Here is a 21915-nt window from a genome sequence, read left to right as displayed (position 1 = left end):
CGATGCCCCAGACGCCGCGCGTCCGACAACCGCTCCACCAGCAACAACCCCACACCCTCCGACCAGCCCGTCCCGTCCGCACCCGCGGCGAACGACTTCGACCGCCCGTCCGGCGCCAACCCCCGCTGCCGCGAGAACTCGATGAAGACGTGCGGTCCGGCCATGACCGTGACCCCGCCGGCGAGAGCCAGGTCGCACTCGCCGTTGCGCAGCGCGTTCGCCGCGAGATGCAGCGCCACCAGGGAGGACGAGCAGGCCGTGTCCACCGTGACGGCCGGACCCTCGAAGCCGTAGGTGTACGACAGCCGGCCCGACACCACACTGGAGAGGTTGCCGGCGAGCAGGAAGCCCTCGTACTCCTCGGGGCTCGCGGCAAGCCGTGAGACGTAGTCGTCGTACATGGCGCCGACGAACACCCCGGTGTTCGAGCCGCGCAGCCCGGTCGGGTCGATCGCGGCGCTCTCGAAGCTCTCCCACGCCGTCTCCAGCAGCAGTCGGTGCTGGGGGTCCATGGCGGTCGCCTCCCGCGGTGAGATCCCGAAGAACTCGCGGTCGAACCGGTCGGCCTCGTGCAGGAAGCCACCGTGCCGGACGTAGGAGGTACCGGTGCGGTCGGGGTCGGGGTCGTACAGGGCGTCCAGGTCCCAGCCGCGGTTGTCGGGGAACCCGCTGACCGCGTCCGTACCCTCCGCCACCAGACGCCACAGGTCCTCGGGCGAGGAGACCCCGCCCGGATAACGGCACGCCATGCCCACGATCGCGATCGGCTCGTCGGCGGCCGCCCGGACGGCCGGCCCGCCGGTTCCCGCCGTGACGGTGGCGGGGGTGAGCAGGGACAGCACCAGGTCCGCGACGCCCTGGGGCGTGGGGTGGTCGAAGACGACCGTGGCGGGCAGCCGCTGCCCGGTGGCGGCGTTCAGCCGGTTGCGCAGCTCCACCCCGGCGAGTGAGTCGAAACCGATCTCCTTGAACGCCCGGCGGGGATCGAGGCGGTGCGGGTCGGTGCGTCCGAGGACGCCCGCGACCGTGCTGAGCACCAGATCGAGGACCGTCTCGCGGCGCTGCTCCTCGGGGAGCGCGGTGGTGCGTGCGGCCCAGCCGCCACCGGTCGGGGCGGCGGTGGCCGCGGTGGCCGCGGCGCGCCGGGCACGGGTGCGGACGAGACCGCGCAGCAGTGCCGCGGGCTCGGCCCCGGCCGTGCTCAGGAGAGCCGGGTCCAGGGCGACCGGGACGCGCAGAGCGTGCTCACCGGACGCGGCGTCGAAGAGTGCGAGGCCGCGTTCCGGGGACAGCGGACGGATGCCCGTCCGGGCCCAGCGGGCCAGGTCGGCCTCGCCGAGGGTGCCGCCCATTCCGTGGGTGGAGTCCCACAGGCCCCAGGCCAGGGAGAGGGCGGGCAGGCCGTGGGCGCGGCGGTGCGCGGCGAGGGCGTCCAGGAACGTGTTCCCGGCCGCGTAGTTCGCCTGCCCCGCCGTACCGAGCAGACCCGCCACCGAGGAGTACAGCACGAAGGCAGTCAGACCCAGGTCCCTGGTCAGCTCGTGCAGATGCCACGCCGCGTCCACCTTGGGACGCAGCACCGCCTCCAACCGCTCACCCGACAACCCCTCCACCGTCGCGTCGTCCAGCACGCCCGCCGTGTGCACCACACCCGACAGACCCTCGCCGACCCGGCCCACCAACTCCGCCAGCCGGTCCCGGTCGGTGACGTCACACGCCTCCACCACCACCGACTCCGCACCCAAGGCCGCCAGTTCACCCACCAGCTCCGCCGCACCGGGCGCATCCCCGCCCCGCCGACTCACCAGCACCAACTCCCGCACCCCGTGCACCCGCACCAGATGCCGGGCGAAGAGCGCTCCGAGACCACCGGTGCCACCGGTGATCAGGACCGCGCCGTCGCCCCACGCCGGGGCCGGGCCGCCACCGGCGGCACGGACCAGCCGGGGAGCGCGGAACTCACCCTCGCGCAGTGCCAGTTGCGGTTCGCCGGCGGCGAGCGTGGCAGCCAGCCCCGGGTCGTCGTCGCCGAGCACCGTGTCGGTGTCGAGGAGCACGATCCGGCCCGGGTGCTCGGACTGCGCCGTACGCGCCAGCCCCCACACGGGCGCCGCGTCCAGGGCGGTCACGTCCTCGCCCGGAGTGACGGCGACCGCGCCCCTGCTGATGACGAGGAGCCGTGCACTCTCCAGCCGGGTGTCGCCCAGGAACCGCTGGAGCAGGTCCAGGAAGGCGGTGGCCGTGCGGCGCGCGGTGTCGGGCAGCTCGGCCCGCGGGCCGGCGCCGTCGGGGACGAGGTGTTCGGCGCGGACCACGAGGACGTCCGCCACCGGCAGTTCGGGCCCCGTCGCCTCCGCGACGGTCAGCTTCCCCGGCCCGGTGTGCGCGGGTGGGGTGAGCGGCGGCCACTCCACGCCGTACAGGTCGTCCGTGCCGCGGACGGCGGACGCGGAGAGCCGGTCGGCCGTGACGGCCCGCAGAGCCAGGGCGTCCACGGACACCACGGTCGCGCCGGCCGGGTCGATCGCGGTCAGGGTGTAGGTGTCGGTCCCGGCCGGGGCGATGTGGACGCGCAGCGAGGTCGCGCCGGTCGCGTACAGGCGGACACCGGTCCAGGCGAACGGCAGCCTGATGCCGTCGGCGGCCCCGTCGGCGGCGGCGTGCAGCACCAAGGGGTGGAGGAGCGCGTCGGCGAGCGCGGGGTGCAGGCCGAACCGTTCGGCCGCCGGGTGCTGGTCGGCGGGCAGGACGACCTCGGCGTACAGCTCGTCGCCGGAGCGCCACAGCGCGGTCAGCCCCTGGAAGACCGGTCCGTATCCGTATCCGAGGGCGGCCAGGCGGTCGTACACCCCGTCCAGCGGCTGTGCGACCGCGTCGGACGGGGGCCACGGGCCCGTCGTGCCGGGCGGGGCTTCGACGGCGTCGGCGACCGCGAGGAGACCTGAGGCGTGGCGGGTCCACGGCTCGGCTTCGGCGGTGACGTCGTCGGGGCGGGCGTGGATCGTGAAGCCGCGCGCGCCGGACGGCTCGGGTGCGGTGACGACGACCTGGACGCGGACCGCGGCGTGCTCGGACAGCACCAGCGGGGCTTCCAGGGTCAGTTCGTCCACCCTGACCGCTCCGGTGCGGCCGCCCGCGGCCAGGGCCAGTTCGAGGAAAGCGGTGGCCGGCACGAGCACGACCCCGCCGATGGCGTGGTCGGCCAGCCAGGGGTGGGTGCCGGTGGACAGGCGCCCGGTGAGCAGCAGGTCGTCCCGTCCGGCGAGATCGACCGCGGTGTGCAGCAGGGGGTGTCCGGCCGGGTCGAGGCCGAGCCCGCGCGCGTCGGCGGGGGCCTGCGGCGCGAGCCAGTAGGGGGCGCGCTGGAACGCGTACGTCGGCAGGTCGACGCGTCGGCCGTCCGGGTGCAGCGTGCCGCCGTCCAGGCGTGCGCCGTGGAGCCACGCCGAGGTCAGCCCGGCGACGAGGGTGTCCTGCTCGGGACGGCCCGCCCGCATGAGGGGGACGGCCGCCGCGGTGTCGCCGAGCGCCGTACGGGTCAGCGAGGTCAGAACCGCGTCGGGCCCGGCCTCGACGAAGACGGTGGCGCCCTGGCGGACGAGAGCGTGTACGGCGTCCAGGAAACGGACCGGCCTACGGATCTGGTCCGCCCAGTAGTCCGGCGCGGTGAGCTGCTCCGGGGTGGCGAGTTCGCCCGTCACGGTCGACACGACCGGTATCCGCGGCGCGTGGAGGGTGAGGCTGCGCACGACCGCCCGGAACTCGTCGAGGACGTCGTCCATGTGCGGCGAGTGGAAGGCGTGGCTGACCTGGAGGGCGCGGGTGCGGCGTCCGCGGGCACGCCAGCGTTCGGCCAGTTCCTCGGTGGCGTCCGCGTCACCGGAGATCACGACGGACGACGGCCCGTTGACGGCCGCCAGCGCGAGCCGGCCGCTCATCGCCTGGAGGTCCGCGCCGAGTTCGGCCTCCTCGGCCTCGATCGCGACCATCGCGCCGCCCGTCCGCGCGGACTGCATGAGCCGGCCGCGCGCGGCGACCAGCCGGGCGGCGTCGGGCAGACTCAGCACGCCGGACGCGTGCGCGGCGGAGATCTCTCCGATCGAGTGGCCGGCCACCAGGTCGGGTACCAGGCCGTGGTGCCCGACGAGCCGGAAGAGGGCCGTTTCGACCGCGAACAGCGCGGGCTGGGTGGAGGCGGTCTGGTGCAGCAGCGCGGCTTCCGGGCTGCCCTCGTCCGCGAACATCAGCTCCTGGAGCGGGCGTTCGAGGTGCGGGTCGAATGCGGCACACACCTCGTCGAGCGCCTCGGCGAACACGGGGGAGGTCTCGTACAGTTCCCGTCCCATGCCGAGGTGCTGGGCCCCCTGGCCGGTGAACAGGAACGCCGTCCGGCCCGATCCGGCGGCACTTCCGGTCCGCACGCCGGGCACCTGCTCACCGGCGGCGAGGGCGTCCAGTGCGCCGAGCAGGGCTTCGGGCGTCCCACCGGTCACCACGGCCCGCTCGGGCAGCGCCGTCCGGGTGACGGCCAGGGACCAGCCGATGTCGGTGGGAAGGGCGTCCGTCTCCCTCGCGAAGTCACGCAGTCGTGCGGCCTGAGCGGCCAGGGCCTCCGGGCTGTGGGCGGACAGGAGCCACGGGCCCGTGGGGGCGGGGTGTTCGCTTCGCGGCTCGGGTGCGGGTCGTGGTTCGGGTTCCTCGATGATGACGTGGGCGTTGGTACCGCTGATCCCGAACGAGGAGACCCCCGCCCGGCGGGGCCGGCCCGTGACCGGCCACTGGCGCGCCTCCGTCAGCAACTCCACCGCACCACTGGACCAGTCGACCATCGGCGACGGCTCGTCCACGTGCAACGTCCTCGGCAACACCCCGTGCCGCATCGCCTCCACCATCTTGATCACACCACCCACACCCGCAGCCGCCTGCGCATGCCCGATGTTCGACTTCAACGACCCCAGGAACAACGGCCGCTCCCGCCCCTGCCCATACGTGGCCAGCAACGCCTGCGCCTCGATCGGATCCCCCAACCGCGTCCCCGTCCCGTGCGCCTCCACCACATCCACCTCGGCCGGCGACAGACCCGCATCCGCCAACGCCCCCCGCACCACCCGCTCCTGCGAAGGACCGTGCGGAGCCGTCAGCCCGTTACTCGCACCGTCCTGATTCACCGCACTCCCCCGCACCACCCCCAACACCCGATGCCCCAGACGCCGCGCGTCCGACAACCGCTCCACCAGCAACAACCCCACACCCTCCGACCAGCCCGTCCCGTCCGCACCCGCGGCGAACGACTTCGACCGCCCGTCCGGCGCCAACCCCCGCTGCCGCGAGAACTCCACGAACATGCCGGGTGAGGACATCACCGTCGCGCCGCCCGCCAGGGCGAGCGTGGTCTCTCCGGAACGCAGTGAGCGGACGGCCAGGTCCAGGGCGACCAGCGAGGACGAGCAGGCCGTGTCCACCGTGACGGCCGGGCCGATCAGTCCCAGGTGGTAGGCGATGCGGCCGGACAGCACACTCGGCGTGGTGCCGGTGAGCACGTGGCCCTCGACGGTGTCGGGCGCTTCGTGCATGCGGGGCCCGTATTCCAGCGCGGTGGCGCCGACGAAGACGCCGGTGCGCGTGCCCCGGAGAGCAGCGGCGTCGAAACCGGCCCGTTCGACTGCTTCCCAGGCGGTCTCCAGCAGCAGGCGCTGCTGCGGGTCCATGGCCAGCGCCTCGCGCGGCGAGATGCCGAAGAACTCGTTGTCGAAGAGGGCGGCGTCGTGCAGGAACCCTCCGTCGCGGACGGCGCTGTGGCCGCTCGCCGAGGTGTCGGGGTCGTAGAGGGCGGGGTCCCAGCCGCGGTTGTCGGGGAACCCGCTGACCGCGTCCGTGCCCTCCGCCACCAGACGCCACAGGTCCTCGGGCGAGGAGACCCCGCCCGGATAACGGCACGCCATGCCCACGATCGCGATCGGCTCGTCGGGCACGGCGTCGGGCGTGAAGTCCTCTTCGCCGGCCTCGGCGCCGCCCAGCAGGGTGTTCAGGTGTTCGGTCAGGGCGGCCGGGGTCGGGTGGTCGAACAAGAGGCCGCCGGGCAGCTTCAGACCGGTGGCGGCGGACAGCGCGTTGCGCAACTCGACCGACATCAGCGAGTCGAAGCCGAGGGCCTTGAACGTGCTGTGCGTCTCGACGCGGCGTCCCGCGGGATACTCCAGCACGGCCGCGATCCGGTCGAGGACCACCGCGGTGGTGTCGGCTCCGGTCGCCTTCCGCGGCAGCGGACGGCGCGGCGCGGCCTCGGGGGCGGCCTCCGGGAGCGCCGCCGCACGAGCCGTCCCGTCGATCCAGTAGCGCTCCCGCTGGAAGGGGTAGGTCGGCAGCGTCACGCGCCGCCCGTCGGCCTGCGCGTGGACCGCTGCCCAGTCGACGTCCGTGCCGCGGACGAACGCGCCGGCGAGGGCGGTGAGCAGGGTGCGGGCCTCGGGCCGTCCTGCGCGCAGGGCGGCGAGCGGCGCGGTGGTGTCGCCGTCACGCACGCAGTCGGCGGCCATGGTGGCGCAGACCGCGTCGGGGCCGAGTTCCAGCAGGGTGGTGGCGCCCTCCGCCTCCAGGGTGCGTACGGCGTCGAGGAACCGCACCGGGCGGCGCACCTGCTCGACCCAGTAGTCGGGCGACGTCCACCGGCCGGCCGCCACCGGTTCGCCGGTCACGGTCGACACGGCGGGGATCGAGGGCTCGTGGAAGGTCAGTTCGCCGACGACGCGTCGGAACTCCTCCAGCATCGGTGCCATCAGCGGAGAGTGGAAGGCGTGCGAGACGGACAGCCGCCGGGTCCGGCGGCCTTCGGCCGCGAGTCGTCCCGCGATCCGGGTGACCTCGTCCTCGACTCCGGACAGCACCACCGAGCGGGGCCCGTTGACGGCCGCCACGGCGACGCTGTCCCCGCCCTCGATCAGCGGCAGCACGTCCTCCTCCGCGGCCTCGACGGCGACCATGGCTCCGCCCGCCGGCAGCTCCTGCATCAGCCGGCCGCGGGCGGCGACCAGACGGGCCGCGTCGGGCAGCGAGAGCACGCCCGCGACGTGCGCGGCGGCGATCTCGCCGATGGAGTGGCCGGCGACCAGGTCGGCGCGCACTCCCCAGGACGCCACGAGCCGGTGGAGGGCGACCTCGAAGGCGAACAGCGCGGGCTGGGTGTACCCGGTGTCGTCCAGGCCCTCGCCGGTGTCGGTGACCTCGGCGAGCGGCCGGTCCAGGAACGGGTCGAGGGCGGCGTGCACCTCGTCGAGGGCGGCGCCGAACACCGGGAAGGCGCGACGCAGTTCGCGTCCCATGCCAGGGCGCTGCGCGCCCTGGCCGGTGAACAGCAGAGCCGTGCGGCCGGGTCGGGCGGTTCCGGTGACGACGTGCGCCCCTGCACCGTCCGCGGCCAGCGCGTCGAGGCCGGCGGCCATGCCGTCGCGGTCGGTGCCGAGGACGACCGCCCGGTGGGTGAAGACGGTGCGGGTCGCGGCGAGCGACCGGCCCACGTCGACCGGGGCGGGCGCCTCGTCGCCGCCGAGGGCGTTGCGCAGGCGGGCCGCCTGGTCGCGCAGGGCGTTCCCGTCACGGGCGGACACCACCCAGGGCAGCAGACCGGCGCCGGAACCGTCCCCCGTCGCGGGCTCCGCGCCGCCGGCGTCCGCGAGGAGGGCACCGGCCCGGGGGCGCGGACCCTCTTCCAGCACCACGTGGGCGTTGGTCCCGCCCATGCCGAACGAGGACACGCCCGCGATCAGCGGCCGTCCCGGCTCCGGCCAGTCCGTCGCCCCGCGCTGCACCTCCAGGCCGAGACCGGCGAGCGGGATGGACGGGTGGGGCGTCTCGAAGTTCAGGCTCGGCACCAGGCGCCGGCGGCTGATCGCGAGCACGGTCTTGACCAGACCGGTGATGCCCGCCGCGCCCTCCAGGTGGCCGACGTTGGTCTTCACCGAGCCCACCAGCAGCGGGTGTCCGCCCTCCCGGCCCGCGCCGAGCACCGCGCCGAGTGCCGCGGCCTCGATCGGGTCGCCGACCGGGGTCCCCGTGCCGTGGAGTTCGACGTACTGCACCTGGGCCGGGTCGACGCCCGCCCTCTCGTACGCCTCCCGCAGCACGCGCTCCTGGGCGGCCTGGCCGGGGACGGTCAGGCCGGACGTGGCGCCGTCGTTGTTGACCGCGCTGCCGCGGATCACGGCGAGGACCGTGTCGCCGTCGTCGAGGGCGCGCGACAGCGGCTTGAGCACGACGGCGGCGCCGCCCTCGCCGCGGACGAACCCGTTGGCCCTCTCGTCGAAGACGTAGGCGGTGCCGTCCGGGGACAACCCGCCGAACCGCTCTCCGGTCACCGCGCCCTCGGCGAGGATGTTGAGGTTGACACCGGCGACGAGCGCGGCGTCGGACTCTCCGGCACGCAGGGACTCGCAGGCCAGGTGGACGGCCACGAGCGAGGACGACTGTGCCGAGTCCACGGTGAGGCTGGGACCGTGCAGGCCGAGGTGGTAGGAGACCCGGTTGGCGATGACACCGCGGTTGACGCCGGCCATCGTGTGCTGGGTGACGGCACGCGCCCCGTGCTGGTAGAGCAGGGCGGCGTAGTCGTCGCGCAGGGTGCCGACGAAGACCGCCGTGCGGGTGCCGCGCAGCGTCGTGGGGACGATGCCGGCGTGCTCCAGCGCCTCCCAGGCGAGTTCCAGGACGAGCCGCTGCTGCGGGTCCATGGCGACGGCCTCGCGGGGGGCGATGCCGAAGAAGGCGGCGTCGAAGGTGTCGACGCGGTCGAGGAAACCACCGCGCCGCATCCCGGGCACGGTGTCCTCCGGGGCCGGTTCGCCGGTCGCGGACCGCCAGCGGTCCTCCGGGACGTCCGTGACGGCGCTCGCACCGGTGCGCAGGAGTTCCCAGAGCATCTCGGGTCCGTCCGCACCGGGCAGGCGGCAGGACAGCCCGACGATCGCGATCGCCTCCGCTTCGCCTCCGCTCGTCGCAGGAAATTCGATCCGGTGCTGATTCGTCATCGCGCTCGACTGCCTTTCCAGACTGAAATGTCAACACGTACGAAAATCCCGAGCCATGGCCGCAACTCCATTGGATCGTAGGCGGGCACCTCTCTCCCGATCTTCAGCAATCGGCCTCGAACGGGTAATTCCGTTCACTTCCGGGGCCGGAACAATGGGGCATGACCGGGGAATTACCGATCGATGGACGATCTGCGGAACGTCACCGCATAGCTTCTTACCGGATATCCGGATGCCGATCACCCAAGGCCCGGCACGCCGACTACCGAGAAGGCAGGTCGACTCTTCCCATGTCTCAGCTGGAGAACCTGAAAAAGCACAACGCGCAATACGTGGAAGCTTTCAACTCGGGCGACTTCGAAGCCCTGGACGCCTTCTACACCGACGACGCGGTGGCCGTCTGGGAGCCCGGTGTCCCGCTGACCGGACAGGCGCGGCGGGACGCCCAGCGGGAGTTCCTGACCCGCAATCCCAAGATCAGTACGTCGACCCGGGACGCCTTCGTCGCGGACGACACCGCCCTGCTGATCGTCGACTGGGTGATCGACACCGTCGACGACGCGGGCCGGCCGGAGCGGCTGACGGGGATCGGCGTCGACGTCCTGCGACTCGGTACCGACGGCATCTGGCGGTACGCCGTCGACGACCCGTACGGGCAGAAGTAGCCCCCACGCCTCCTGCCCCCGAGCCCTGTGCTGTCCCTCGACCACCCAGGGAAGACATGAGACACCTACACGACCCGGAGGCAGCGCGGCGGAGTCCGTCGCGCCGCGCCGTGCTCAGGGCGGCGGGAGCCGCCGCCCTGGTCGCCGCGCCCGTTCCGGCGGCCGCTCCGGCCGTCGCCGGAGAGACCGGCGCGAGTGAGGAAGCCGCGTACGACGACATCGTGATCGGGGCGGGGTACGCGGGGATCACGGCGGCCCGCGAACTGCGCGCCCGGGGCCGGCGGGTGCTGGTGCTGGAAGCCCGCGACCGCGTCGGCGGACGTACCCGCACCGAGAGCTTCGCGGGGCACCGGGTGGAGATGGGCGGCACCTGGGTGGAGGCCGCGCAGCCCCACATCGGCGCCGAGCTGGAGCGGTACGGCATCGGGCTCACGGAAGAGGTACCGGTCGACCGGGTACTCCTGCCGACCCCCGACGGGCCGCGGGAGTTCACCCCGGACGACGCCTTCGGCCGCGTCGGCGCCGTACTGGAGAAGCTGTTCGACGGGTCCCGCACGTATTTCGAGCGTCCCTTCGAGCCGCTGCACCGGGAGGACCTGCTGCGTAGTCTGGACCGGCTCTCCCTGCGGGACCGGCTGTCCCAACTCGGCCTGACGGCCGAGGAGGAACTGCTGGTCAACGGCCAGACGTCGATCTACTCGGGCGGCTCCAGTGCGTCGGGCGCGTTCACCATGCTCGCGCACTGGTGGGCGCTGGCCGGCTGGGACAACGAGGGGTGGAACAACACCCAGCGCTGGCGGATGGCCCCCGGCACGGGCGGTCTGCTCTCGGCCATGCTGGCCGAGGCGAAGCCGGTGCTGCGGCTCAACTCCCCGGTCGCCTCCGTCACGGACACCGGCTCCCGGGTGTACGTGGCCCTGCGCTCCGGCGGCGGTTACGCCGCGGCCAGGGTGATCGTGGCGGTGCCGGTCAATCTCTGGTCCACGATCAGGTTCTCGCCGGCCCTGCCGGCTTCGCACACCGCGGTCGCCGCACAGGGCATCGGGGTACCCACGGCGCTCAAGCTCTACATCCACGCCCGGGGCGGTGCGGGCCGCTTCCACGCGCAGGGTGCCGAGGGCGCCGCACCGATACCGATGGTGCTGCCCTTCGAGGAGACCCCCCAGGGCTTCCTGTACGTGGCCTTCAGTACCGACCCCGACCTGGACCCGTCCGATCCCGCCCGGGTCACGGACGCCGTTCGCCGTCTGGGCGCCGAACTCGACGTCATCGAGGTGCGCGCCCACGACTGGGGCAAGGACCCGTACGCACGCGGGGGCTGGGCTTTCCGCAAGCCCGGCCAGCTCACCTCGCTCTATCCGGAGGTCCTGGCGGCCAGCGGCCGGGTCGCGTTCGCCAGCGGCGACCTGGCCGAGGGGTGGTCGGGTTTCCTCGACGGCGCGGTCGAGTCGGGCCTGCGCGCGGCCCGGCAGACACTCGGTCAGGAGTAGCGCGATCCTGCCCCGGCCGGGCGGTCCCGGCCCGAACAACCACACGTCCCATTCCGTTCCAGTCACCTTCACAGAGAGGCGGGCCGGTTCATCATGGCCTACGACTTCAGCACCGACTTCGACCCCGAGAACCCGGACCTCACCGGCGACACCGACACCCAGAACGAGATCTTCCTGCAGGCGTTCAACACCGGCGACGGTGCGATATTCGACAGCCTGTACCGGGAGAACTCCGTCTCCAACTTCTCCGGTGAGCCGCTCACCGGGGCGGACCGGCTGGCGTTCTTCAAGGAGTTCCTGGCTGCCCGCCCCTCGCTCAAGGCAGAGGTCACGCACGCCTACGTCGCCGGGGACGTGGCCCTGATCGGCGTCGAATACAGCATCGACACCACCGGCAAGGACGGCGAGCCCGTGCACCTGGAGGGCGTCTGCACGGACGTCCTGCGCCGCGGCGACGACGGCCGCTGGCTGATGGCGATCGACCGCCCGGTGGCCTCCACCGGTCTGGTGGCCGCCGAGTAGCCGTTCCCCGGCAGCGCACGCGTGCCCCCCGGACGAACCGGTCCGGGGGGCACCGCCGTGCCGGGGCACGCCGGCGGACGCCGCCCCCGCGCCGGGGCGGACCCGTCCGAAGGGGCGGGCCGGGCGGCACGCGCGCCGGGAACGTGTCGCGGGGCGCAGTGGCCGGGGCGCCGCCGGGAAGTGCCGCCGCATTCCGCGACCGGCCTGCGGCGCACGGGTCCGTAGGGAACGGGCCTTCCACGCGGCGGCGCCGGGACGAATTCGTCCAGGCCCTGCCCCTTTCGGCGGTCCGGTCGCGGATGCCTTTCCCGGCCGCACCGGGAACCGCCCGCCCATCCGCCGGTCATCACGCGGTCACCGCAGGGTCGTTCCACCCGCCGGATCCCGCACGTCGCGATTACCGGAGAGAGGCCGGGGATTTCCCGGCACGGGAAGTCCACCCCATAACGTGAAACAGGAGAGATCCGGTCCCGCGCGACGAGGAGAAGAACCATGACCACCGAAGAAGAATTCGCCTCCGTTCTCGACGGGGTACGGGACACCGTGCCGGTCCTGCGCCGCAACGGGCAGGAGAGCGAAGAGCGGCGCTGGATCGTCGAGGAGAACATTCAGCTCCTGGAGAAGGCCGGGGTGTTCCGCTCCGCGGTCCCCGAGCGGTTCGGGGGACTCGACCTGGACGCGGCCCAGCAGGCGCGGGTCGTCTCCGAGGTCGCCCGGGGCTGCCCCTCCACCGGCTGGCTCACCATGGTGTGGCTGACCAGCGCCTGGTGCGTCAGCCTCTACCCCGACCGGGCCCAGGAGGAGGTCTTCTCCGGGGGCTCCACCCGGGTCTCGATCGTCTTCGCCCCGACCGGCACCCTGAAGCCGGTGGACGGCGGCTACCGCCTGGACGGCACATGGCGCTACAACTCCGGCGTCCGCGGCGCCGACTGGGACCTGCTGACCGCCGCGGTGGAGCTGCCGGACGGCACCCATCAGGAGCTGGTCGCACTGGTGCCGACCGGCGAACTCACCCTGGTCGACGACTGGCACGTGTCGTCGGGTGCGGGAACGGCCAGCTGCACCGTGAAGGCCACGGACCTGTTCGTGCCGGCACACCGCACGGTGCCGCTGGAGGAGGCGATGGTCAGCGCGACCGGCGACCGGTCCAACACCGGGGCCACGGGACGCAACTACGGTCTGCTCGGTTACATCCTGTCCACGGTCTCCGCGACCTTCCTCGGCATCGGCCAGGGCGCGTACGAGCTGTTCATGGAGCGGGTGCCGGGACGCGGCATCACCTACACGGACTGGACCGACCAGCGGCAGCACCCGGTCACCCAGCAGCAGGTGGCCCTCGCCGCCAACAAGCTCGAGTCCGCGCGGGCGCTCTCCGCGTACTGGCAGGAGGTGTTGCAGCGGCGGGCCGACGCCGGCGAGCAGCCCACCGACAGGGAGAAGGCCGTCATCCGCGGCCAGACCGCTTACGCCGGCCAGTTGTGCAAGGAGGCCGTCGAGCTGCTGTACGCGGCCAGCGGCGGCTCGGTCATCCGGAACGACGTGGCCCTCCAGCGGTTCCACCGCGACATCCAGGGCTTCTCCCTGCACGCCCTGATCCAGCTCGGCGCGAACCTGGAGGTCCAGGGCCGGGTGCTGATGGACCTGGACCCGGGGACGTACTTCCTCTGATCTCCCGGCCCGGAGTCCTTCTCCCGGGCCGGCGCGGACGGGGCCGGTGCGGCGGCCCTCCCAGGAGCCCGGGGCGCCTACGGCGTCCCGGGCTCCGGCATGCGGCGGTTCTTCCGGACAGCGCGGCGGGCCCGTCCCGTCCGCCCCGGGGTCCGCCCTACTTCTCGGGGGTGCGGAACAGCTCGATCATGGCGGCGTAGCTGTTCCCCCCGAAGCCGTCGGCGAGCGTACGCTCCATCAACCCGTGTACGAAGCGCGGCAGTTCGGTGTTGACGCCCTGTGCCCCGGTTTCGTGCAGGAGGTGCTTGAGCGCGCCGAAGTGCACCTCCATCGTGGCGTCGTGGGCGGGGTACTCCCCGTCTCCGGCGTCGATCTGGGCCGCGTAATCCGTGGCGAACCCCTTCACGACATCGATCCACCTGGACGCCCAGGGCAGGAACTCCTCCGCCTTGACTCCGGCGGTGGACAGGAGGGCGACCCCCTGGAGGAAGCTGTTGAGCGTCCCCCACATCATGCCGAGCAGCGACACGTCGTACAGCGAGGCCAGCACGTGGTCGTCGCCGAGATGGGTGGTACCGCCGCCGAGGAGCCGCAGGGCGGCGCCGTGCCTGTCGTAGGCCTCCTGGGGACCGGCGTAGAAGAACACCGAGTCCTCCGCTCCGACCAGGGCGGGCACCGTCATGACGGCGCCGTCGAGGTAGCTGAAGCCCGACTCCTCGGCCCACGCCGCGTCGGCCCGGGCCTGGTCCGACGATCCGGACGTCAGGTTGGCCACGACGCGGCCCCGCAGCCGGTCGGTCACCGGGTCCAGCACGGCGTGCACGGCGTCGTTGTCCGACACGCAGACGACGACCAGCTCCGCGGCCGTCACGGCGTCGGCGGGTGTGTCGGCGAGCACCGCGCCCCGGGCCACCAGGTCGGCGGCCTTGTCGGCCGACCGGTTCCACACCGTGGTCGGGTGCCCCCCTTTCAGGAATGCGGCGGCCAGCGCACGGCCCATCAGTCCGAGCCCGATGACCGTCACCGGGGAAAGGTCTTGGTCCGCCATGGAAGACTCCGATCCGAGAAATGCCGTGGATAGTGACGGCTCATGAAAACAGGGCCGCCGAACGAACTGTCCACGGTCACGGAATCGGGCGTCCACGGCCCGGTCATCGACGGACCATCGGGGAAAACCGGCGGCGCGTCCCCGGAAACGGGTGGCCGAAGCCGGTTGTCCGGTTTCTTGTTCTCAGGCGGCGTCGGTTTCCGGCCTGCCGAACCGGCCGTCGACGAAGAGCAGTCCCCGGCCCTCGGCGGATCGGCCCGCGGCCACCACCGTCCCGATGAAGACCGTGTGGTCTCCGAAGGAGTGCGCGGCCGTCAGTTCGCATTCCAGCCAGGCGAGCGAGCCGCCCAGCAGCGGGGCGCCGGTCCGGGCGCCCGGGGTCCAGGGGACGCCGTCGAACTGGGCGGCACCCAACGTGCGTTCCTTGTCGGCGAAGTGGCGGGCGAGTTTCTCCTGGTCGTCGCCGAGTATGTTGACGGCGAACCGTGCGGCCGACGTCAGGGCGCCGTGCATCACCGCGCCGTGTCCCACGCTGCAGAGCACCGACGGCGGTTTCAGGGACACGGAGCTGAAGGCGTTGGCCGTCATGGCGTGCGGCTCCGGTCCGCCCACGGTGATGACGGTGACTCCGGTCGCGAAGCGCGACACCACGGAGCGCAGCACCGAAGGGGTCACCTCATCGTGCGCGGGCGGGCAGGTCGCGGGGCCGAGGCCGGCGGGCGCGGAATTCATTTCCGTATTCTCCGATCCGTTTTCGGGTCTTGTCGCGCGGTTTCGCGGCGCGCTGTTTCGCGGGGAACCGCTTGGTGGAGATACACGGGTCCCGCCCCCGCCGGAGGAACGACGACCACGGGCCCGCCTTCGCCAACGTACCTCCGGCTTTTCCGACGTCGTCTCATCCACCGGTAATCGCCCGGTCCCGCCGACGCTCCGCGGAAGACCGGCACGGCCCGGACGGGAGCGAAGAGTCGCCAGTGACCGGCCGCAGACCCGAATGGCGCAATCTAGGGGGCATGGACATCACAAAACCCGAGGCGGACGCGCCGGAACTGGCCGAACCGTACCTGCGCGAAGTGCTGGGCATGGCCGGTTTGGCCGTCGAGTATGTGCGTGCCGAGAGCAACACGCTGTACATGCGCGACGAGCGCGGCGACGAGGTCCCGGTCGCCGACTTCGCCGGCGGATACGGCTCGGTGCTGCTCGGTCACAGCCAGCCGGACATCGTTCGCCGCGCCCAGGACCTGCTGGAGGCGGGGACGCCGGTGCACGCGCAGTTCTCCCGGCATCCCTACGCCAACGAGCTCGCGGCCGCGTTGAATCGGATCGTGCACCGCGAACTGAGCACCGACGAACCGTACTTCGCGATATTCGGCAACAGCGGGGCCGAAGCCGTGGAGGCCGCCGTCAAGCACGCCGAACTGGACCGCGTGATGCGGATCGCGGAGCTCCGCGAGGAACTGGAGCAGGGTGCCGCCGCGGCCAGGTCCGCCGTGACCGCGGGTACGGCCACCGTCCCGGACGCGGTCCGTGCGCGCCACGGGATCGCGGCGGAGGCGGAACCGGCCGCCGCGCTGGAGGCCCTGGTGGAGCGTCTGGACCGGGACAACACCCCGCAACTGGACCGGCCGCCGCTGTTCCTGGCGCTGGAGGGCGGCTTCCACGGCAAGCTCGGCCTGAGCGTGCAGCTCACGCACAACGACGCCTACCGCGTTCCGTTCCGTTCTCTCGCCGCGCAGACCCGGTTCGTGCCGCAGGACCGGCCCGAGGCGCTCAAGGAGATCTACGCACGCGACCGCGGTGTGGTCCGGCTCCTGACGGTGTCGGGCGGGCGGGTCGAGATCGTGGAACGGGAGTTCCCGGTGTTCTGCGCCTTCCTCGTCGAACCCGTCCAGGGCGAGGGCGGCATCCACGTCCTGGACCCCGGGTTCGCCGGGGCGATCCAGCGGTTCTGCGAGGAGATCGACTGTCCGGTCGTCGTCGACGAGATCCAGAGCGGCATGGGCCGCACGGGCACGCTGCTCGCCTCCTCCCAACTGGGCCTCCGAGGCGACTACTACGTCCTGGCCAAGGCGCTCGGCGGCGGCATCGCCAAGACCTCGGTGATGCTGGTGCGGCAGGCCCGCTACCGGCGGGACTTCGAGATCGTGCACAGCTCGACCTTCGCCAAGGACAGCTTCTCCTGCGGCATCGCCCTGAAGGTGCTGGAGCTGCTGGAGGCGGACGACGGCGCCGCCTACCGGCGGGCCGTCGAGCGCGGGTTGGCCCTGCGCGAGACGCTGGAGTCGGTCCGCGCCGAGTTCCCCGAGCAGGTGAAGGAGGTCCGCGGGAGAGGGCTGCTGCTCGGCATGGAGTTCCACGACCAGTCGCGGGCCGCGTCGGAGTCGGTCCGCGCGCTGGCGGACAGCGGACTGTTCGGCTACTTCCTGGCCGGCCGGCTGCTGCGGGAACACCGGGTTCGCACGTTCCCGACGGCGAGTGCGATCAACACTCTCCGGTTCGAACCCTCGATCGAGCTTCCCGACGAGCACATCGAACGCCTCGGAACCGGGCTGCGGGACGTCTGTCGCCTCCTGCGCGACGGAGACGGCGGGAGTCTGACGGGGGCCTCGGCTCCCTGACCAGCGTGCCGGGGTGAACTCCGGCCCGTCTCCCAGCCACCGTCATATTCGCGTTCATTCGAACGAATCCGGCGTTACCGTCCTTGAGACAGCGACCGGCTTGCGAATCCGCCGACCGCGGTCGGGGGGCGACGGGGCCGGGAAACGGGGAGAGAACATGGAGCTCAGGCTTCTGGGACCGCTCGAGATGGAACGCGATACCGGTCTGGTGCCGCTCGGCGGCACCAGGCAACGCGCCGCTCTGGCCTATCTGCTGTTGCACGCCAACGAGGTGGTGCCGACCAGGCGCCTGCTGTCCGCCGTGTGGCCCACCGGCAGGGCGCCGGGTACCGCCCGCAAGATCCTGCAGAACGCGATCTGGCGGCTGCGGCGCACTCTGGCGGCGCCGCCGGGAGACACCGACGCACCCGAACTACTCACCCAGGCACCCGGATACATGGTGCGGGTGGCGCCCGAGCAGGTGGACCTCATGCGCTTCGAACGACTGGCGCAGCAGGGCCGGACGGCGCTGCTGCGCGGCGACGCCCAGTGTGCCCGCCAGTCACTGCGCGACGCGCTGGACCTGTGGCACGGCCCCGCTCTCTCCGACCTCGTCGAGGAGGGCACGGCGTGGCCGGAACTGACCGCGCTGGAGCAGAAGCGGCTCGACGTCATGGAGGACCGCTTCGAGGGGGAACTCCTGTGCGGTGAGCACCTGTCCGTGCTGAGCGAGCTGGACGCCTTCGTCCAGGCCGAGCCCCTGCGGGAGCGTGCCCCCCGCCAGTTGATGCTCGCCCTCTACCGGTGCGGCCGCCAGGCCGACGCGCTGGACGTCTACGCCCGGGTCCGTACCGCTCTGGTCGAGGGCCTCGGTCTGGAGCCGGGCCGTGAGATACAGCAGCTCCAGCGGGACATCCTGGCCCAGGACAGCCGACTCGACACGCCCGCGCCGCTGCCCCCGGCCACGGCCGACTCCGCCGCGCACACCCCGTCCGGGCTGTGGCCGGGACACAGGTCGTGGTCCGGAGCCGACAGCGGCGCCGTTCCCGGGCACGAGGGCGTCGCCGTCACGCCCGCCGCTCCCGGGCCCCCCGGCCCCGGTGTGGCCGCCGGCCCCGGTGTGCCGGTCGGCCCCGGCCGGAGCCCCGAGCCGCAGGACGCCGCCCCTGCATCCGGTGACGGGTACGCCGCCCGCCGCCCTGCCGGTGTCCTGATGCTCCGTTTCGGCCTGGGCGCGGAGTTCGACGACCTCCAGGGCGGGGCCATCGACCGTGTGCTGGACACCGTGTGCGAGCTGGCCCGCGAGAAGATGGAGAACTCGGGCGGCTGCTCGACGATGTCGGTGGGGTCCGTGCTGCTCGGAGTGTTCGAGGAGGCCCCGGACCGTGCCGACTGCGCGGAACGGGCCGTCCGCGCGGGCATCGCGATACGCGACTCGCTCAGCCTCCCCGCCTCTCCGTTCGCCGGGAACATCCCGGTGCTCAAGGGGCTTTCCATGCACGCGGCGGCGGTGACGGGCACCTCGTACGTGTGCAGGTGGCCCTCCGCGGAGGGCAGCGGCAGGCCCTGGGTCGGTGGTGAGCTGATCGACCTGTGCGAGGCGATGCTGGACAGCACCCCGCCCGGCGAGGTCCACGTGTGCGACGAGACCCGCCGCAGGACCGAGGACAGCATCGAATACCACCGCCTGCCGCTCCCCGCCCCGACGTGGCAGGTGCGCGGGGCGAAACCCGAGGCGGGCGACAGCCCCTGCGCGGAGCGCGACTCCGAACTGGAGCTGATGACCGGTTTCCTGAGCCGGGTCCGACGGCACTCCACCCCGCATCTGATCACCGTCCTGGAGCGCTCCGAGGCCGGCCGCACCCGGCTGCTGCAGGAGTTCCACCGCCGCGTCGTGAACGTCGGCGCGGACCCGGTGCGCGTGCTGAGCGGCACCGTCGCGGGACCGGACGACGTGCTGTCCGTCCCGGCCACGATGCTCGCGGACTACTGCGGCGTCACCTGCCAGGACGGTGCCGAGACCGCCCGGCTCAAGCTGACCGCGGTCCTGCGCGAGGTGACCGGCCCCGACCGCGCGGCGGAGTTGCTGCCGCTGCTGAATACGCTGGTCACCGGGGCCCGCACCGGCGTGGAACCGCTGCCGGTCCTGCGCGCCTGGCGTCGTTTCATGGCCGAGGCGGCCCGCCCCACGCCCCTGGTGCTGGTCTGGAACAATCTGCATCGGGCCGACGACGCGCTGCTCGACGCGGTGGAGCAGTTGTGCGGGGAGAATCCGGATGTTCCGCTCCTCGCCGTGGTCGGCGCCCGCAACGATCTGCTCACGCGTCGCCCCGGCTGGCCGCGGGACGTGCGGCACACGATGACCATGCGGCTGGCCCCTCCGGCCGACGATGCCCTGGACCGCCTGCTGCGTTCGGCCTTCCTGCCCGACGGCGACCCGGCCTGACCCCCTCGAACGGTGATCGCGCCGGGTTGTCCGACCGGCATCGCCCACGACGGTGGCCCGCATGCGTCTGGCATGCGGGCCACCGTTCCGTCCGCGCACTAGGCCATGCCGGCCCCCCGGCGCCCGCCCGTCGTCTCACGGGCGGCCGGCTCGTGCACCCTGCCGGGGCTCAAGGGGTGGTCGGGCCCCTCGCCGGGCAGCGACTCCAGGGTCAGCGTCCCGCTGTGCCGCAGCCCGCTGCCCCAGAAGGGCCTTCGTTCGCGCAGGATCCCTGGCCGCGCGCTCGCCAGAATGAACAGCGGCACGTCCTGCGGCAGGGACGCCAGACGTTCGATCAGGACCAGTACCGCCTCGTCGGCGGCATGGACGTCGTCCACGCACAGCACCAGCGGCTGCTCCCGGGCGATCAGCACCAGCAGATCGCACCAGGCGTCCATCGCCTCGGCCATCGACGTCGCGGCGACGCCGTCCGCGCCGTACGCGGGGTAGCCCTTGTACCCGTTGCCGGAGACGAGCCGCCTCAGGAGCCGTTCCGCGGTTTCGCTGCGCCCCGCGACCCGTCGTACGACCTCGCCGAGCCGGCTGTCCAGCGTGTCCGACACGGGCAGCCCGCAGCCCGCGCGAAGCACGTCGCACACCGTCCACCGGGCCGCGTCACCGCCGCGGACCCGCACCACCCGGACCGCCTCCCCCCGGATGTCCCGGACGAAGTCGGCCAGGAAACGCGTCTTGCCCACGCCCGCGTCACCCAGGATGGTCACCAGGTGGGGCGCGTCCTGCCGACGGGCCCGGACCAACAGGCTCCGCAGGATGCCCAGTTCGGCCTCGAAACTGCCGAACGGGTCCGGCAGCGCGTTGCCGCCGCCGGCCGACCGGAGCCCGGCCACCGCGTGCACGGCCGCGCGGTCGGTCGGCACGAGCCGGACCAGGTCGCTGGTGTCGGCCGCCGCCTCGGCGCTCAGGTGGATGTCACCGGGCGGCACGTGGGCCAGCAGGGCCCGCGCCTCGTCGACGAGACGCCCCACCACCATGACGGGACCGGACGTGTCGTACGGGTCGTGGCGCACCAGGGCCTCTCCGGCCGACACGACGGCGTGCCAGGCCGGGCCGGGTACCTGGTGCAGCCTGGCGCAGAGTGCCACGGCGGCCCGCACCGCGGCACGCGAGGCGTCCGCCCGCCCCGTGCGCAGCCCGAACACCGCCACCGAGATCCGGCCGAGCGATCCGACGACTTCACCGCCGAGTTCCTCGACGCACTCGGTGACCGCCGTCACGGCGTCGTACAGCGCCCGGGACTGGGGGCCGGTGTCGGACGCCGAGGTGCCGGTGACGTCCGGACTGCTGGCGCTGATGAGCAGGACGGCGACCGGCCGGCGCTCGGAGTGCAGTGCGCGGCCGACGGGAGGCGGTACGGCGGCCGGCACCCCCGAGGCGGTGTCGGTCTGCCGGGCCGGCTCCGGATACGCGTTCCTCGCGGGGCCGTCCGCGTGCTCCCACGCTCCGGTGTGCGGGCCGCCGTGCGCCGGCTCGTGCGGTTCGGTCCGGGGGGTCGCTGCCGGTGGCGCGGCCACGGTCGCCCGGGGCGCGGCCAGCGAAGGATCGTGGCTGAGGATGTGCTGCTGGAGTTGCTGGAGTTCGCGGGACGGTTCGAGGCCGTGCTCCTCGACCAGTGCGCGGCGTACCCGGCTGAACACGTCGAGCGCCTCCGCCTGCCGCCCGCACCGGTACAGCGCCAGCATCAACTGGCCGCACAGGCGCTCGCGCAGCGGCTCCTCCTCGGCGAGGAAGACGAGTTGGGAGAGTACGGAATGGTGGTGGCCGCTGCGGAGCTCCGCCTCGAAGCGGTCCTCCATGACGTCCAGCCGCAACTGGGACAGGGCGGTCAGCTCCGGCCAGTCGGTTCCGGCCTCCGCGAGGTCGGCGAGGGGAGGGCCGTGCCATTCCTCCAGCGCCGCCCCGAGCAGCCTGGCCGCGTCGTCCGGCCGGCCGGTGGACAGAGCCGCACGCCCCTCGGCCACCCGGCGGTTGAAGCGGTGCAGGTCGACGCTTTCGGGGTCGATCCGCAGCACGTAACCGGGCGACTGGGTGACGAGTTCGGGACGGGCTCCGCCGCCCTGGCCGGCGGACTCGGAGAACAGGGCACGCAGTGCCCAGACCGCGTTCTGCACGATCTTGCGGGCGGTGGCGGGCCGTGCTTCGTCAGGCCAGAGCGCGCCCAGCAGTTCGCTGGTCGCCACCACCCGGTTGGCACGCAGAAGCAGCAGGCCGAGCACGGCCCGCTGCTTGTGGCCGCCCAGGGCCGGCCGATGGTCTTCCTGCAAAGCCTCCAATGGGCCCAGAATCCGGAATTCCACTGCTATCCCCTGTCACTGCGGTCAAGCGGCCCAGCACGACCGTGCTCACCTCGTGCAGCCGCTCACTCAGAAAGAAGTGCCCTCCGGAGAGGACCGGGACCTCGT

10 protein-coding genes are annotated in these 21915 nt (G+C 72.9%); 6 read left to right on the top strand and 4 right to left on the bottom strand.

Going from position 1 to position 21915, the window contains the following annotated elements; translation table 11 throughout:
* The coding region (locus tag Q0994_RS04380; RefSeq protein WP_299529237.1) for a type I polyketide synthase at positions 1-9020 on the bottom strand (9020 nt) is incomplete at its 3' end.
* 290 nt (positions 9021-9310) lie between these two features.
* On the opposite strand from Q0994_RS04380, the gene Q0994_RS04375 reads away from it, so the two are divergent.
* The 4 genes from Q0994_RS04375 to Q0994_RS04360 all read left to right on the top strand — a co-directional run bounded on the left by Q0994_RS04375 (position 9311) and on the right by Q0994_RS04360 (position 13365).
* The gene (locus tag Q0994_RS04375; protein ID WP_299529235.1) at positions 9311-9685 is read left to right on the top strand and encodes a nuclear transport factor 2 family protein; all 375 of its coding nucleotides are present in this window, start codon (positions 9311-9313) and stop codon (positions 9683-9685) included.
* Between the two features lie 56 nt (positions 9686-9741).
* Positions 9742-11175, top strand: coding sequence for an NAD(P)/FAD-dependent oxidoreductase (locus tag Q0994_RS04370; protein WP_299529234.1), 1434 nt, complete (start codon positions 9742-9744; stop codon positions 11173-11175).
* Between the two features lie 93 nt (positions 11176-11268).
* Positions 11269-11697, top strand: coding sequence for a nuclear transport factor 2 family protein (locus Q0994_RS04365; RefSeq protein WP_299529232.1), 429 nt, complete (start codon positions 11269-11271; stop codon positions 11695-11697).
* 492 nt (positions 11698-12189) lie between these two features.
* The gene (locus Q0994_RS04360) at positions 12190-13365 is read left to right on the top strand and encodes an acyl-CoA dehydrogenase family protein (RefSeq protein ID WP_299529230.1); all 1176 of its coding nucleotides are present in this window, start codon (positions 12190-12192) and stop codon (positions 13363-13365) included.
* Between the two features lie 157 nt (positions 13366-13522).
* On the opposite strand, the gene Q0994_RS04355 is transcribed toward Q0994_RS04360, so the two are convergent.
* Both Q0994_RS04355 and Q0994_RS04350 read right to left on the bottom strand, forming a co-directional pair.
* Positions 13523-14413 (bottom strand): NAD(P)-dependent oxidoreductase, encoded by an 891-nt coding sequence (locus tag Q0994_RS04355; protein WP_299529228.1) that lies wholly within the window; start codon positions 14411-14413, stop codon positions 13523-13525.
* A gap of 183 nt (positions 14414-14596) precedes the next feature.
* Positions 14597-15145, bottom strand: coding sequence for a flavin reductase family protein (locus tag Q0994_RS04350; protein ID WP_299529226.1), 549 nt, complete (start codon positions 15143-15145; stop codon positions 14597-14599).
* A gap of 281 nt (positions 15146-15426) precedes the next feature.
* Here Q0994_RS04350 and Q0994_RS04345 point away from each other — a divergent pair, with 281 nt between their 5' ends.
* Positions 15427-17031: an aspartate aminotransferase family protein gene (locus tag Q0994_RS04345; RefSeq protein WP_299529224.1), complete on the top strand. Its 1605-nt coding sequence runs from the start codon at positions 15427-15429 to the stop codon at positions 17029-17031.
* 157 nt (positions 17032-17188) lie between these two features.
* Positions 17189-19456: a BTAD domain-containing putative transcriptional regulator gene (locus tag Q0994_RS04340; RefSeq protein WP_299529222.1), complete on the top strand. Its 2268-nt coding sequence runs from the start codon at positions 17189-17191 to the stop codon at positions 19454-19456.
* Positions 19457-19554: 98 nt separating this feature from the next.
* Here the strand turns inward: Q0994_RS04340 and Q0994_RS04335 are convergent, their stop codons facing one another.
* Positions 19555-21786: a BTAD domain-containing putative transcriptional regulator gene (locus Q0994_RS04335; protein ID WP_299529220.1), complete on the bottom strand. Its 2232-nt coding sequence runs from the start codon at positions 21784-21786 to the stop codon at positions 19555-19557.
* Positions 21787-21915 lie beyond the last annotated feature (129 nt).

Source organism: uncultured Streptomyces sp., from assembly GCF_947488945.1.
Taxonomy (GTDB): domain Bacteria; phylum Actinomycetota; class Actinomycetes; order Streptomycetales; family Streptomycetaceae; genus Streptomyces.
The sequence above is the reverse complement of the archived record's forward strand: the minus strand, read 5'-3'. Positions and strand labels throughout refer to the sequence as shown.